This window comes from Oceanisphaera avium (assembly GCF_002157875.1).
Taxonomy (GTDB): domain Bacteria; phylum Pseudomonadota; class Gammaproteobacteria; order Enterobacterales; family Aeromonadaceae; genus Oceanimonas; species Oceanimonas avium.
The window spans coordinates 1,243,572-1,258,508 of sequence record NZ_CP021376.1 but is presented as its reverse complement, the minus strand read 5'-3'; the positions used below and the strand labels follow the sequence as shown (position 1 = coordinate 1,258,508).

Genomic DNA, 14,937 nt, shown 5'->3' with positions numbered 1-14,937 from the left:
GATGGCTTTTTCTGGGTTAGCACTGGCGCTTATTTGCATTGTGATAGCGCAATGGTGGCACGGCGGTAACCTATGGGGCCTGCTAGATGGACCTGCATTATTGATTGTGGTGGGCGGCACTTTAGGTGCCGTGCTATTACAAACACCTTGGAGCCAATGCAAGGCGGCGGTGCGGGCCCTAAAAAATTTATTGGGGCGCCAAAGCTGGCCTTTTTATGAACAAGCGTCGCGTTTACTGCACTGGTCTCATCAAGCGCGCCAAGAGGGATTTTTAGCCCTAGAGGGTAAAGCCGAGTCATTAGCGCTGGATGATTTTACTCGCCAAGGAGTGCAATGGGTGGTGGATGGCACCGAGCCCGTCGCCTTAGAGTTATTATTAGATAACGAGCTTAATCGCATTGAAGAGCAAAAAGAATTAGAAGCACAAGTGTTTGAAGCCATGGGCGGTTATAGCCCCACCATTGGCATTATTGGTGCGGTACTGGGACTTATCCAAGCCATGTCTAATTTGGAGGATCCCACCCAATTAGGTAATGGCATTGCCGTGGCATTTGTAGCAACTTTATATGGCGTAGGCTTAGCAAACTTATTGTTATTACCACTGGCTAATCGCTTGCGCGCCTTGTATCGCCTAGAGCTAAGGTATCGGGAATTAACGGCCATTGGTTTGTTAGCCATAGCGCGCGGCGATAGCAGCTTAGTGATGAGTCGCCAATTAGCGCAGTATCAAGGTCAGCGCCAATGAGACGGCGTCGGTTAAGTGCAGGTAAAGGCAGTGAGCATTATGCCACGGGCGCGGATCGCTGGCTGGTGTCCTATGCGGATTACATGACCTTAGCTTTTGCTTTATTTGTGGTGCTCTATGCCTTGCACGCTAATAAAACCGAGCTGCAGCAGCCTCTCTTAGATGGCATGGAGCAAGCCTTTGTACGCTTAAGTGGGGAAGCCAAGCCTGAGCAGGGCGCTAATTCCATGATCAACCACCAAGAAGAGCCCAATACTCAAGGTACGGGCAATCCCTTAACCGAAGATGAACTTAGTTTAGCCAAGCTTAAGTCGGAGTTGGAATTAACACTAGGGCCGTTATTAGATACTCAGCAGCTCACCTTAAACCAAGAAGGAGAGTGGCTAACCTTGAGTTTTGATGGGCGTTTAATTTTTGCTAGTGGCAGCGCTTTGCTTAGCCAACCTGCGCACACCATTCTTAGCGCGATAGTGCCAGCCCTTACAAAAGTGGATCATTTTATTCAAGTGCGGGGTTTTACCGATAACTTAGCGGTCAATAATGAACTCTATGCCTCTAATTGGCAGCTATCTGCCGAGCGCGCAAGAGCCGTATTAGAGTGGCTTCAAACTCACGGCATTAACGCCGCGCGTTTAAGTTTAATGGCGTTTGGCGAGTATCAACCGCCGCTGGAGCAGCTGCTTAAGGCGCAACCTTCAGAAAAGCCGCGTTCAGCCGACAACCCTCATGACAGCAATAATGAAAAAAATATTCAGCGCTCTACTGTGCAGGGCGGGCGAGCGCAAGACAGGCGAGTGGAGATTGCGATAGCAACAGCAAGTTGGCAAGCCCCTATTGCGCTGCCCTCGCAGCCTTTTGCAGCCGAACAGGTGCCCGGCGTGCGGGTATTTGACTTACCCAGTGGTGGTATTCGTATTGGTAGTGGTGTGAAACAAGATAAGGGGTTGCAGTGATAGTCTGGACAATCGCCAATCAAAAAGGTGGCGTCGGCAAAACCACCAGTGTGGTGGCCTTGGCGGGCTTATTAGCGCAGCGTAATAAACGCGTGCTGCTGATCGACACCGATCCTCATGGCTCACTGACCTCGTATTTTAATTATGAGATGGACAGCTTGCCTTATAGCTTGTTTGATTTATTTCAAGCACCTAAGCCTACGCGTGAATTATTTTCAAAAATTGCCTTAGTCACCCGTTTTGATGGCTTAACTTTATTACCCGCCTCTATTTCCTTAGCTACCTTAGAGCGCACTTCCAGTACTCGTGAGGGCATGGGACTGGTATTAAAACGCTTATTAGCAGAAATTCACGATGACTTTGATGTGGTTATTATCGACTGTCCGCCGGTACTAGGCGTGATGATGGTGAATGCCTTAGCGGCGTGCGATCGTATTTTGGTGCCCGTTCAAACTGAGTTTTTGGCCATTAAAGGCCTAGAGCGCATGGTGAATACTTTTAAGCTGATGCACAGAGCTAAAAAAGAAGGTTTTAAGTATACGGTAGTACCGACTATGTATGATCAAAGAACGCGAGCCTCGGTACAAAGCTTAGAAAGTTTACAAGCGCAATATGAAGGACACCTTTGGCCTTCTTGCATACCGGTCGATACTAAATTTCGTGACGCCAGTTTGCGCCATGTCCCGCCTTCTTATTATGTTAAAGGTAGTCGCGGGGTGTTCGCCTACCAAAGTTTACTGCGTTATTTATGGCAGCTTGATGCAGTGGAGATGCCATTATGAAACAGCCTTATGCTGATGTACTTGATGATTATTTTGATGCCTTATTAGAAGAGCACCCTAGCGCTGAACTACAACCTAAGGTCGCGCCTATTATTAAAGCTGAGCCGACAAAAGTTGCGCCTTATGCTGAGCCTAGTGAAGCTGAGCGTCGCCAAGCACTTGAGGCACTATTAGCTAAAGTGGCTGAGCTTAATGAAGCTCAAGCACTAGAAACGCCAGCGCCACAAGTGGTTAAACCTCAGCCTAAAGTGGCGCCCATTTCAGCGCCAGAAGTAGTGACACCTAAGGTGGAAACAGCGATTGCTCCTGCTAAAGTGGTAGCAAAGCTCGATATTGAGAGCCAGAGCCAGTTAGCGACCGAACAGGCACTTGCCTCTGCGCCCGTCACATGGCGTAATATGGAAACTGAGCACAGTTTTCAGGTGCTATTTTTTGAAGTTGCTGGCATGACCTTTGCTGTGCCCTTAACGCATCTAGGCGGCATTTACCAAGTGACTAAGCTAACGTCGTTATTTGGTAAGCCCGATTGGTTTTCTGGCGTACAAACCCAGCGCGATCGCCAAATTTATGCGGTAGATACTGCGCGCTGGGCTATGCCTGGCCATAGTGCTCAAGAAGAGTATGGCTACTTAGTGACCTTAGGCGAAAGCCACTGGGGCTTAGGCTGTCATCAATTGAAAGGCACGGCTTTGTTAACCCGAGAGCAAGTAAAGTGGCGCACCACGCCCGGAACTCGGCCTTGGTTAGCGGGCATGGTAAAAGAAAAAATGTGTGCTTTGCTTCATGTTGATGCGCTAGTGGCATTGCTTGAGCAAGGTAAAAATATTGACGGACAACAAGCCTGAGCAGGTAAAAGGGTAATCTATGAATAAGCATCGAAATGTCGCTGAAAGTCTTGCCGAAGATGAAGTGTTGCAGTGGGTCACCTTTTGTTTAGACAATGAGACCTACGGCATTAATGTTATGCAAGTACAAGAAGTGCTGCGCTATAGCGATATTGCGCCTGTCCCTGGGGCACCGGATTATGTGCTGGGCATCGTTAATTTACGGGGCAATGTGGTAACCGTACTCGATACGCGGTTACGCTTTGGCCTAGCGACCACTGAAGTCACCGATGATACCCGCATTATTATTATCGAAGCCGAAAAGCAAGTGATCGGTATTATGGTCGATAGTGTGGCAGAAGTGGTGTACTTAAAGTCTTCTGAAATTGAGACAGCGCCGAATGTGGGCACCAGCGAAAGCGCTAAGTTTATTCAAGGCGTATGTAATCGCGATGAGCAACTGCTAATTTTGGTCGACTTAGACAAACTCCTGTCTGATGATGAATGGGATGAGTTGGGTCAGCTGTAATGTGGTTTGAGCCTGCTTTTATTCTCGCCGCTATTGCGCTAGTCGTAGGGATAGTGGCGTTGTTTGTGGCATGGTCAATGTGGCGCCAAAGTCAGCGCAAACTAGAGGCCATGAGCCGGCTTATGCGTGAGCTTACGCGCACCCGAGACAGCTATCGCAAGCAAATTGAAGAGTTGCAAGCGGCCAGTATTGGCATAGGTAATAAGGTGGGCGAGTTATACCGCCAGCAAGATAAACTTAGCGAGCAACATCAAGAACTAGCCTTAAAAGATCCGCAAGGTAAGCTCTATAGCCGCGCTACGCGTATGGTGCAGTTAGGCGCTGATATTGATGAAATTATGGCAGAGTGCGAAATGCCGCGTGCCGAAGCCGAGCTCTTGATTACTTTACACCGCCAATAATTTGTTTACATACTCCCCTTAACACCGAGCGCTGCTCGGTGTTGTTATTTTTACCGCTTAGCAATAGCGCTGCCTGCTCTTAGTATTAATGCCTGATAAGAAGTTATGACTTTCTGAAATTAAGCCATACACTTCATTATGCCAACATGCAAAGCTTTGTTATTCGGGTTAGCTAGTGCCTTAAAGGTTATTTAGCATAAAAAATAAGCTGCCTTTCGCTTGGGGTAAAGAGGCTAGCTGGCCGCTTGGCCTGTTGGCTTCGATATCTTGCTGGCAAAGATCCTGACTTTCGCCAACATGACGCAGGTAAGCTGTTAACAGAGTGAGGGAGATGACCGTTAATTTTCCCCTTTAGTATGAAACAGCCAGTGACGTAAAAAGTGAGATAGTGTCTGAAAAAAGATTACTACTAATAACAAGACGTTAACAATGTAATGGCGCTCACGCTTCCTACTTTATGTCACGGTTTGTTCTGCATCTCCCCCTACCTTATGCTAAACTGGCGGCCATTTTTAAAGGCGATATTGCCGCTTAGCTTGGCGCTTAGGAAGGTTATTATGCTAGAAGCTAGAAGCTTAACCTGTGTCCGTGAAGAGCAGACTTTATTTAGTGAGCTTGCTTTGCGCTTGGTGCCCGGTGATCTGGTTCAAGTTGCTGGCCCTAATGGGGTAGGTAAAACCAGTTTATTGCGCCTTTTAGCGGGCTTATCTCGCCCCCACGGCGGTGAGGTTTGCTGGCAGGGGCATAATATTGAACAATATCGCGATGAATATCACCAAGACTTGCTGTATTTAGGACACCAAGCGGGCATTAAACATGAGCTTAGTGCATTTGAGAACTTGGCGTTTTTTCGCCGTATGCATCATGGCACAAGCCAAGTGGATTTATGGGAAGTATTAGCACAAGTGGGCTTAGCTGGCCTAGAAGACCAAATGGCGGGTCAGCTCTCGGCTGGGCAAAAGCGGCGTGTTGCTTTGGCGCGGCTTTGGTTAGGCGGACCTAAGCTTTGGATCCTTGATGAACCTTTTACTGCCATTGATAAGCAAGGTGTTAACGTACTCGAGCAATTATTACTCGATCATACCCAGCAAGGTGGCATGGTGCTTATTACTACTCATCAAGATTTATCGTTATCGGCTGAGCGGGTGCGCATTTTACAACTGCGCCCCCATGAAGAGGAGCCGATATGAGAGCCATGTTTAGTGGCGTTTTGCGCCGCGAATTAGTCTCAGCTTTGCGCCGGCGTGGCGATATCTTAAATCCATTGTGGTTTTTTATTATCGTTATTACTTTATTTCCACTGGGTATTGGCCCTGAGCCTGCGCAACTTGCGCGCATTGCGCCAGGTGTGGTGTGGGTGGCGGCCTTATTATCGTCCTTATTAGCGCTAGAGCGTTTATTTAGAGATGACTTTATGGACGGTACCTTGGAACAATTAATGCTTATGCCCTGTCCTTTAGGAGTAGTGGTGTTAGCAAAAGTGGTGGCACACTGGTTATTAACCGGTTTACCCTTGTTGCTGTTGTCGCCATTAGTTGCGGTATTGCTGAGTTTAGATATGGTGGCGTTTGAGGCCGTATTTTACACGCTGCTATTAGGGACGCCCATTTTAAGCTTACTCGGCGCCATTGGCGTGGCACTGACGGTGGGTATCGGTAAAGGAGGGGTATTGTTAAGCTTATTGACCTTGCCGCTGTATATTCCGGTATTAATTTTTGCCACCTCCGCCATAGATGCAGCCAACTTTGGGGTTGAGTATCATGGTCAGTTAGCCATTTTGGGCGCTATGTTGGTGGGCAGTATTACCTTAGCACCGTTTGCCATTGCTTCGGCCCTGCGAGTCAGTGTGAATTAATGTACAACAATAATTAATTTTAAATGTTATAAATCAATAGCATAAAGCACAGCAAGTGTCGCACTGTGCATAATAACTACTATAATGAAGGGTCTGTGAGCAACATGTGGAAATGGTTACATCCTTACGCTAAATCTGAGCATGCTTATCGTATTGCCGGATTATGGCTCCCTTGGTTTGCCGTCATCAGTGTGGTGACGTTTGCCGCCGGTTTAGTATGGGGCCTAGCTTATGCGCCTGCCGACTACCAACAAGGCGACGCCTTTCGCATTATTTATATTCATGTCCCCGCTGCCATTTTATCCATGGGTGCTTACAGCTCGATGGCTATCGCCGCCTTTATTGGTTTAGTGTGGCAAATTAAAACCTCCGACATGGCCGTGGCCGCCATTGCGCCGGTGGGCGCGGTATTTACTGCTATTGCCTTATTTACGGGTGCGGCCTGGGGTAAACCTATGTGGGGCGCATGGTGGGTATGGGATGCCCGTCTTACCTCAGAGCTTATTTTATTATTCTTATATTTAGGCGTTATCGCGCTATATAACGCTATTTCCGACAAGGTGTTAGCCGGGCGCGCGGCAGGGATTTTAGCGCTAGTGGGGGTGATTAATTTACCCATCATTCACTACTCGGTAGAATGGTGGAATACCTTGCATCAGGGGGCGAGCATTACCAAGTTTGATCGTCCCTCTATCTCTAATGACATGTTATGGCCGTTATTGCTGATGATAGTGGCGTTTAGTGCGTTTTTAGGTGCGGTGACATTAATGCGATTGCGTAATGAGTTAATCCGTCGGGAAGCTCATCGTCCTTGGGTAGGACAGTTGGCGGAGAAACAAGATGAAGTTTGATACTTGGTCAGCATTTTGGGCCATGGGCGGTTACGGATTTTATGTCTGGCTGTCTTTTGGTTTCACTTTGGTCACACTGCTGGCAATAGTGTGGTCAACCTTGGCAACGAAAAAAAGCTTACTGCGCGAAGTTAAACAAAAGCAGCAGCGAGCACAACGTCGTAAGGCCGCTCAGAAGTTGGAGAATACATTATGAACCCAAGACGTAAAAAGCGCATGGCTCTGTTAGTGGCTGTGGTAGTGGGATTATCCGTAATGACGGGGTTAGTCTTGTATGGTCTGCAACAAAATATTGACCTTTTTTATACTCCTACTGAGTTGGTACAAGGGAAAGGCGACAGCAAAATTAAACCTGAAGTTGGCCAACGACTGCGTATTGGTGGGTTAGTGGTGCCAGGTACGGTGCGCCGCGACCAAGAAAGTCTCAAAGTGAGTTTCGATTTAGTGGACTCCGGCGGTGAAGAAATTACCGTGGTATTTGATGGCATTTTGCCGGACTTATTTCGTGAAGGGCAGGGCATAGTGGCCCAAGGTCATTTAGAAGATGCCCGCACCATTAATGCCTTTGAAGTATTAGCTAAGCACGATGAAGAATACATGCCACCGGAAGTAGCAGAAGCCGTTAAAGGCATTGAGCATGTCAAACCTGAATACTCCACCGAGCAAATCAAAGGAAGTAAGTCATGACTTCGACCTTAGGAATTATTCCCGAGCTAGGTCAATTTAGTTTAATCCTCGCGCTGGCCGCGAGTTTGATCTTAAGTATCTATCCTCTTATTGGTGCTGCTCGGGGCAACGCCAGCATGATGTTGCTGGCACGCCCGCTAGCCTATGCCATGTTTGGCTTTTTATTATTCTCTTTTGGCTGCTTAACTTGGGCCTTTATCGATCACGACTTTAGCGTTATTTATGTCGCCTCTAACTCTAATAGTCTATTGCCCTTAGAATATCGCATTTCTGCCGTGTGGGGCGCGCATGAGGGCTCGTTGCTGCTGTGGGTCTTGATATTAGCGGGCTGGGCCGCCGCTGTGGCGCGCTTTAGCCGCTCGCTGCCGCTCGATGCCGTAGCACGGGTGCTCAGTGTCATGGGCATGATAGGCGTGGGCTTTCTATTATTTGTAATTGTTACCTCCAATCCTTTCTTGCGCACCTTGCCGTTTTTCCCAGTAGACGGTCGCGATTTAAACCCCATGCTGCAAGACCCGGGTCTTATTTTCCACCCGCCTATGTTGTATATGGGATATGTGGGCTTGTCGGTGGCATTTGCCTTTGCCATTGCCTCACTAATGACCGGTAAACTGGATGCCGCTTGGGCGCGTTGGTCTCGTCCGTGGACGATGGCGGCGTGGATATTTTTAACAGTCGGCATTGCACTGGGTTCTTGGTGGGCGTATTACGAACTTGGCTGGGGTGGCTGGTGGTTTTGGGATCCCGTAGAAAACGCCTCCTTTATGCCTTGGCTGGCGGCCACCGCGCTTATTCACTCTTTAGTCGTCACTGAAAAACGTGCCACCTTTAAAGCGTGGACTGTGCTATTAGCCATTCTTGCTTTCTCCTTGAGCTTATTAGGGACTTTCTTAGTACGCTCTGGAGTCTTGGTCTCGGTGCATGCCTTTGCCTCTGATCCCACTCGTGGTTTATTTATTTTAATTTTCTTTATGTTAGTGGTGGGTAGCTCCTTATTGCTGTATGCCATTAAAGGAGCCGAAGTTAATAGCCACGGTAAGCATGAGTTATCGAGTCGTGAAAGCTTATTGCTAGGCAATAACATTATGCTAATGGCCGGTTTATTTGTGGTGTTAGTGGGGACTATTTTACCGCTAATCCATAAGGAAATTGGTCTGGGTAGTATCTCGATTGGCGCGCCCTTTTTTAATGGCATCTTTGCGTGGCTGATTATTCCTTTTGCGCTGTTGATGGGCGCAGGTCCGCTGTTTCGCTGGCGCCGTCAAAGCATGAGCGAGATTAATGTTAAATTAATCTCGGCTCTCGTGTTATCAGCAGTGATTGGGGTAGCGCTACCTTATATTTTCGCCGATACCTTTGAAATTTGGGCGGCCATTGGTTTAAGTCTGGGTGCCTTTATTGTGATCACCTGTCTCCAAGAAACGTGGGTGCGCGCGACTCATCGCCACCGCTTTGGCATTGGAATTCGCAAGCTTGGCAACAGTCATTGGGCGATGTTTCTTGGTCACTTAGGGATGGCGATCACCATTATTGGTATTAGCTGTGCCCAGCTCTATAGCGTTGAAAAAGACGTGCGTATGGCCACCGGCGATAGTGTGACCTTTTCTGGCTACACCTTTACCTTTGAGGGCACAAAACGCGCAGATGGTGCTAACTATGAAGGCTTTAAAGGCGTCATTGCCGTAAGTAAAGGGGATAAGCAGCTGCCTAAGTTAAAGGCAGAAAAGCGCCTCTATATTGTCCAACGCATGCCAATGACGGAAGCGGCAATCAGTGCCGGTTTAACCCGAGACTTATATGCCGCCTTAGGTGAGCAATTGGAAGATGGCTCTTGGGCGGTACGTCTATATTACAAACCCTTTATTCGCTGGATTTGGTTTGGCGCCTTATTTATGGCTATTGGTGGCGTGATTGCGATGGTAGATAAACGCTATCGTTTTGCCGGCAAAGCAGCCTCTGGTCACGCCAGTGAGGAGTCGCTATGAAAGGTCGTAAGTTAATATTACTTATTCCGTTAGTGGTGTTTTTAATCGGCTGTGCCTTTTTGTTTAAGGGCCTGTTTTCAGACCCTCGTAAGTTGGAGTCAGTGTTACTGGATCAACCCGTACCGGAATTTGCGCTAACGTCTTTGCAAAATCCGGACGAGCAATATAGTCGTGCTATTTTTACCGGCCAGCCCATGTTACTTAATGTGTGGGCTACTTGGTGCCCCACTTGTCGTGCTGAGCATGAGTTTTTAAATGAGCTAAAAGCACGGGAAAATATTTTTATCGTGGGCATGAACTACAAGGATGAGCGGCCAAAAGCACTGCAATGGTTAAAAAACTTAGGCAACCCGTACGCCATCGACTTATACGATCCCGACGGCATGCTGGGCTTAGACTTAGGTGTGTATGGTGCACCTGAGACCTATCTTATTGATAGTAGTGGCACCATTCGCTATCGCCATGTGGGTGATTTAAACGACACAGTATGGCAAAAAACGATTAAGCCTATTTTTGAGCAAATGGAGTAAAACATGCGTGTTCGCTCGATATTAGTGTTGTTAACCAGTTTATGTTTGCCACTACTGGCGCTCACACCCGCCATGGCCTCAACCAGTATTTATGAGTTTAGCTCTCCCGAACAAGAGCAAGTTTTTCATGAGCTAACTAAAGAGCTACGTTGTCCTAAGTGTCAAAACCAAGATATTGGTGACTCAGATGCAGAATTAGCAAAAGACTTGCGCGATAAGTCCTATGAAATGCTGCAACAAGGTAAGAGTAAGCAAGAGGTCATTGATTATATGGCCGCTCGTTATGGCAACTTTATTCTATATAAGCCGCCATTTATGGCCTCAACCATGATTTTATGGTTTGGCCCTGTGCTAGTGATACTGGTGGGATTGTTTATTGTGATACGTCGTACCCGAACATCATCTAAAACCACCAGAGATATGTCACTGACAGATGAGCAAGAAGCGCAGCTCAATGAATTGCTGAATAAAGACAAAGAGAATTAATATGATATTATTTTGGATTGGCAGCATCATACTGACGCTGATATTGGCATTGGTCATTATCTTACCGCTGACTCGAGGACGTGCCGAGTCCAGCCAAAGCCGAAACCAGCTTAACACCCAGTTATATAAGCAGCGCTTACAAGAGTTAGAGCAAGACCGCGAGCTTGGCTTACTGGAAGAGGGTGAGTTAGCTACTCAAGAGCTCAAGCAAAGCTTATTAGATGATGTCGTGGTAGAACAACCCCAGCACCATAAGCGCAGCATCATGTTATGGCTACCGGCGGTGGTCATTGTGATCCTTGTGGCGTATGTGGGCTATTTTCAGATGGGGGCGTATGACAAAGTAAGCGACTGGCAAGACAGCAGTGAGCGCTTAGGCGAGCTTGCTCAAAAATATACCCAAGAGCCCTTATCGCCGGAAGAAAAAGTCGAATTCTTATTGGCGCTGCGCACTAAATTATACCAATACGGTGATCGCTATGAAGGCTGGTGGTTATCGGGTCGCCTTGCGCTAGAGTTAGGAGACGGCGAAAATGCGCAAGAAGCATTAGAAAAAGCTATGCGCCTTACTGACACGCCAGAAACCCTAATGGTGCCTTATGCCCAAGCCTTGGCCATGTCGGGTGAAGAGCTGCGCGCGGAAAACATTATTAAAAAAGAGCTGGCTAAAGATGCCAATAACTTAGCCGCGTGGCGAGTATTTGCTCTAATGGCGATGCAGCAAAATAACCTCAGTGGTGCGCTTGCTCGCTGGGAGCAAGTACTAGAACGTGCCGCGCCCGATAGTCAAGTTCATGAAGAGGGCGAGTATTGGACTGATTTAATTAATCAGCGCTTAGGCGAAGATGATCAAGCGGATGTGACAGGCCCGCGTTATCAAGTTGAAGTGAATACCGACAGCAATACGCCGTATCATCCTGGCGCGATTTTATTTGTCTATGCCATGGATGCAGGCGGAGACGATGTGCCTATTGTGGCTCAGCGTATTGAAAATCCCACTTTTCCACTGACCGTGACCTTATCTAATAGCGATGCCATGCGCCCCAACGTGAATCTTAATGGTTTTGATAACGTTATTATTAAGGCTCGTCTCGCGCCCAGTGGCAATGTAAGTGATAAAAAAGGAGCCTGGGAGGGACGAAGCGGTGTGCTTAATACCGACGAGGATCGCCAGTTATCGGTAGTGATCGATACCGAACTCTAACTTAGCTCCCATTAATTACACGGCATTATTTTAAACCGGCCACCTTGGCCGGTTTTGCATAATAATAAGATAACTCCACAGTTGTAAGGCACTCATTATGTGGCAAAAAACGCTCCTGCTCGCCAGCTTACTGTTAGTCGGTTGTGCAAGCCCAAACGCTAATCACTCAGATACTCAGTCTGGCCAACTCAACGCCCAACAGCGAGAGTTTCAGCAACAATTACACGACCCTTTTAGCGAAACTCAGCCTATAGACAGGGCTTACTCTGCTGCTGCGGATGCCCGAGATCCCTTTGAGCCAGTTAACCGCGCGGCTTGGGTGGTGAACTATGATGTGCTTGATCCCTACCTAGTGCGACCTGCTGCCCACGCTTATGCAGATTATGTGGCTGTGCCTATCCGCGAAGGAGTGCAAAATGTGGTGTTAAACTTAGAAGAGCCCGCCAGTTTTGTGAATCATCTCCTAACCGGCGATATGGTGGGGGCGGGAACTAACCTAGTGCGCTTTGGTATTAATAGCACAGTGGGCATCTTAGGCTTTTTTGATGTCGCCGAGAAAATGACCTTATCTCGTCGTAGCAAAGACTTTAGTCAGGTGCTAGGGCAGTTAGGTGTGGGCAATGGCCCGTTTTTAATGGTGCCCTTATATGGGCCTACCACCTTGCGTGAGTTATCTGGGGATTTTGTCGATACTTTATATTTTCCTTACGATTTAATGACCTTTGCCATGCGTGCCGGAAAATTTGCTCTCAATGGCTTATATGAGCGCAGTGAGCTTATTGAACGTGAGCCCATTATAGATAATGCGCTGGATCCTTATGGCTTAACTAAGGATCTGTATTTACAGTATCAAGACGCTAAAGTGGGCAAGGTAAGCACTGCTGAAGATGACGACTTATCTGATTTTATGGATGAGATAGACGGCTAATGCTGAGTAAGTCCTAAATAGTAAGCGCTGAGGAGCTAGGTGTGGCTCCTCATCTCTTTTATCTTCTAGAGGCTTAATTTTTCCCGGTGACGCCACCGCTTACAATAAAGGTGGTCACTTTACTGGCGGGGACCTCTAGCAGCTGTATTTTATCGCGTTCGACCATAATAAGGTTGCCGGCAAAGTTATAAGACTGTGGCAAATATACCGCCACCTTATTTTCTAAGCCAAACTCGCTCATATCCTCTCGTGTGATAAAGCCCATCACTTGTACATCACCCTGTAGCAAACTCACCGCGACGGGTTGATTAAAGCGTTTATTATCGCCAATGAGCGCGTTAAATAGGTCGCTTAATGAGTTATAAATTAGCTTAACCAATGGGATGCGATTCAACACTTTGCCAAATAAGGTTAAGAAAAATTGGCCAAAGTAAAAAGAGGCAAACATGCCCGTTAAAATGATGACAGTTAACGTGATTATGCCGCCGGCTAAGTCTGCTAGCCAACCGGCGCTTAAGGCAGGAATGGCGAGGCGCAATAAAGAGCCAATAGCTGAAAACAGCGTTTCGTTAAGCACCGTAAAAATTAAATAAACCAAATAAACGGTGAGCACAAAGGGCAATAAGGTGAGTAAGCCTTGAAAGAAGTAGCGGATCAGTCGTTGCATAAGTTAGTCTCTGTATACCTAAATCAGTTTCTGTAAACCGTTTCTGTAAACCGTTTCTGTAAGTTTAAGTTAGCCTCTACTTCAGTCAGCCTTGAAAGAGTAGCCGCGCATCATGGCAGATCTTGCCTAGGCTCGCTATGGCTACCTGAGTGGGCAACTCTCCAAGATAGCTGCTTTTATAAGCAAAACTGGCGGCGTTAAGAAAATTTAGTCGTTTAAGTGGGCTGGCGCTTTGCAACTAGACTTGGCCTTGTTAAGGTGAATTGTTAAGGCGAATAAATGCGTAGAAAATGAATAGTCAGATGTCAAACAAGGCACTGTATTTGTTTTTATAAATGGTAATGTTTTGTTTACATGTGAGGATATTGTCATGCAAAAAGACCCCCTGAATAATATTAATATTCGCTCCGAGAAGATAATGATCACACCCGCAGAATTGAAAGCTAAGTTGCCGGTTTCCCAACCGGCATTGGACTTTATCGCCGGTGCACGCCAAACCCTGTCTAATATTATTCAGCGCAAAGACCATCGCTTGCTGGTGGTATGTGGGCCTTGCTCTATCCATGACATTGACGCGGCAAAAGAATATGCCACTCGCCTTAAAAAACTCCATGATCAATATAGCGATACGCTTTATATCGTGATGCGGGTGTACTTTGAAAAGCCGCGCACCACAGTAGGCTGGAAAGGCTTTATTAACGATCCTCACCTTGATGGCAGCTTTGATATTGAATATGGCCTACACCAAGCACGTGAGCTCTTATGCTGGTTAGCAGAATTAGAATTGCCGTTAGCCACTGAAGCGCTAGACCCTATAAGCCCGCAATACTTAGCCGAGCTATTTTCTTGGTCTGCTATAGGCGCGCGCACTACTGAGTCGCAAACGCACCGCGAGATGGCCTCGGGCTTATCAATGCCGGTAGGTTTTAAAAACGGCACCGATGGCAATTTGGGTACCGCCATTAATGCCTTAAAAGCCGCCGCCGAGTCTCATGCTTTTATGGGAATTAACCAACAAGGCCAAGTGGCGCTATTAGTGACCCAAGGCAACCCCGATGGCCATGTTATTTTGCGTGGCGGCAAGCAACCTAACTATGATTCGGTCAATATTAGCTTGGCAGAAAAAGCCATGACAAACGCAAATTTAGTGCCTAACTTAGTGGTGGATTGCAGCCATGGTAACTCTAATAAAGATTACAGCTTACAGCCGCTGGTCACTGAAAACGTGATGCGCCAAATTCAAGAAGGTAATCAATCAATTTTGGGCGTAATGCTAGAGTCACACTTATTTGAAGGTAATCAATCTAGCGAACAAAATCGTGCTGATATGCAATATGGCGTGTCTATTACCGATGCCTGTATCGACTGGGACACCACCGCCGACTTACTTGAGCGGTGCCACCAGCAACTGAAGGCGCCTTTAAAAGCTCGCTTGGGTTAAGGTGACACCTCGCTTTAGGTTTTGCTTTAAAATTAACGACTGCCAACCTTGTTACTGGACTGTCTCAGG

18 protein-coding genes are annotated in these 14,937 nt (G+C 47.2%); 17 read left to right on the top strand and 1 reads right to left on the bottom strand.

The features are described 5' to 3' along the window. Position 1 precedes the first annotated feature (1 nt). From CBP12_RS05745 to CBP12_RS05670, 16 genes are all read left to right on the top strand, one after another. A complete protein-coding gene (locus tag CBP12_RS05745; RefSeq protein WP_086963587.1) occupies positions 2–745 on the top strand; it encodes a flagellar motor protein in 744 nt (247 codons plus the stop codon). Continuing rightward, positions 742–1,698, top strand: a complete 957-nt coding sequence (locus tag CBP12_RS05740; RefSeq protein ID WP_086963586.1) for an OmpA family protein — start codon at positions 742–744, stop codon at positions 1,696–1,698. The genes CBP12_RS05745 and CBP12_RS05740 overlap by 4 nt, the downstream gene beginning before the upstream one ends. Then, the gene (locus tag CBP12_RS05735) at positions 1,695–2,480 is read left to right on the top strand and encodes a ParA family protein (RefSeq protein ID WP_086963585.1); all 786 of its coding nucleotides are present in this window, start codon (positions 1,695–1,697) and stop codon (positions 2,478–2,480) included. The genes CBP12_RS05740 and CBP12_RS05735 overlap by 4 nt, the downstream gene beginning before the upstream one ends. Continuing rightward, positions 2,477–3,325: a chemotaxis protein CheW gene (locus CBP12_RS05730; protein ID WP_086963584.1), complete on the top strand. Its 849-nt coding sequence runs from the start codon at positions 2,477–2,479 to the stop codon at positions 3,323–3,325. Before CBP12_RS05735 ends, CBP12_RS05730 begins: the two co-directional genes overlap by 4 nt. Before the next feature lie 19 nt (positions 3,326–3,344). Then, the gene (locus CBP12_RS05725; protein WP_086963583.1) at positions 3,345–3,833 is read left to right on the top strand and encodes a chemotaxis protein CheW; all 489 of its coding nucleotides are present in this window, start codon (positions 3,345–3,347) and stop codon (positions 3,831–3,833) included. Next, on the top strand, positions 3,833–4,234 hold the full coding sequence (locus CBP12_RS05720) for a DUF2802 domain-containing protein (protein WP_086963582.1): 402 nt from the start codon (positions 3,833–3,835) through the stop codon (positions 4,232–4,234). Before CBP12_RS05725 ends, CBP12_RS05720 begins: the two co-directional genes overlap by 1 nt. Before the next feature lie 554 nt (positions 4,235–4,788). Next, the gene (gene ccmA / locus CBP12_RS05715) at positions 4,789–5,424 is read left to right on the top strand and encodes a cytochrome c biogenesis heme-transporting ATPase CcmA (protein WP_332454897.1); all 636 of its coding nucleotides are present in this window, start codon (positions 4,789–4,791) and stop codon (positions 5,422–5,424) included. Then, positions 5,421–6,089 (top strand): heme exporter protein CcmB, encoded by a 669-nt coding sequence (gene ccmB / locus CBP12_RS05710; protein WP_086963580.1) that lies wholly within the window; start codon positions 5,421–5,423, stop codon positions 6,087–6,089. Before ccmA ends, ccmB begins: the two co-directional genes overlap by 4 nt. 104 nt (positions 6,090–6,193) lie before the next feature. Continuing rightward, on the top strand, positions 6,194–6,940 hold the full coding sequence (locus tag CBP12_RS05705) for a heme ABC transporter permease (RefSeq protein WP_086963579.1): 747 nt from the start codon (positions 6,194–6,196) through the stop codon (positions 6,938–6,940). After that, the gene (gene ccmD, locus CBP12_RS05700) at positions 6,930–7,136 is read left to right on the top strand and encodes a heme exporter protein CcmD (protein WP_086963578.1); all 207 of its coding nucleotides are present in this window, start codon (positions 6,930–6,932) and stop codon (positions 7,134–7,136) included. The genes CBP12_RS05705 and ccmD overlap by 11 nt, the downstream gene beginning before the upstream one ends. Then, positions 7,133–7,627, top strand: a complete 495-nt coding sequence (gene ccmE, locus CBP12_RS05695; protein ID WP_086963577.1) for a cytochrome c maturation protein CcmE — start codon at positions 7,133–7,135, stop codon at positions 7,625–7,627. The genes ccmD and ccmE overlap by 4 nt, the downstream gene beginning before the upstream one ends. Positions 7,628–7,641: 14 nt before the next feature. Then, positions 7,642–9,612: a heme lyase CcmF/NrfE family subunit gene (locus tag CBP12_RS05690; protein ID WP_086965401.1), complete on the top strand. Its 1,971-nt coding sequence runs from the start codon at positions 7,642–7,644 to the stop codon at positions 9,610–9,612. Continuing rightward, a complete protein-coding gene (locus tag CBP12_RS05685) occupies positions 9,609–10,142 on the top strand; it encodes a DsbE family thiol:disulfide interchange protein (protein ID WP_086963576.1) in 534 nt (177 codons plus the stop codon). The genes CBP12_RS05690 and CBP12_RS05685 overlap by 4 nt, the downstream gene beginning before the upstream one ends. A gap of 18 nt (positions 10,143–10,160) precedes the next feature. Continuing rightward, positions 10,161–10,628: a cytochrome c-type biogenesis protein gene (locus CBP12_RS05680; RefSeq protein WP_408634971.1), complete on the top strand. Its 468-nt coding sequence runs from the start codon at positions 10,161–10,163 to the stop codon at positions 10,626–10,628. Position 10,629: 1 nt separating this feature from the next. Further along, positions 10,630–11,832 (top strand): c-type cytochrome biogenesis protein CcmI, encoded by a 1,203-nt coding sequence (gene ccmI, locus CBP12_RS05675; RefSeq protein WP_086963574.1) that lies wholly within the window; start codon positions 10,630–10,632, stop codon positions 11,830–11,832. Between the two features lie 97 nt (positions 11,833–11,929). Next, positions 11,930–12,760, top strand: coding sequence for an MlaA family lipoprotein (locus CBP12_RS05670; RefSeq protein ID WP_086963573.1), 831 nt, complete (start codon positions 11,930–11,932; stop codon positions 12,758–12,760). A 73-nt stretch (positions 12,761–12,833) separates the two neighbouring features. Here CBP12_RS05670 and CBP12_RS05665 read toward each other — a convergent pair whose 3' ends face one another. After that, a complete protein-coding gene (locus CBP12_RS05665; RefSeq protein WP_086963572.1) occupies positions 12,834–13,427 on the bottom strand; it encodes a DUF502 domain-containing protein in 594 nt (197 codons plus the stop codon). 370 nt (positions 13,428–13,797) lie between these two features. Between CBP12_RS05665 and CBP12_RS05660 the strand changes: the two genes are divergently transcribed. Continuing rightward, positions 13,798–14,868 (top strand): 3-deoxy-7-phosphoheptulonate synthase, encoded by a 1,071-nt coding sequence (locus tag CBP12_RS05660; RefSeq protein WP_086963571.1) that lies wholly within the window; start codon positions 13,798–13,800, stop codon positions 14,866–14,868. The last annotated feature ends 69 nt before the right edge of the window (positions 14,869–14,937 follow it).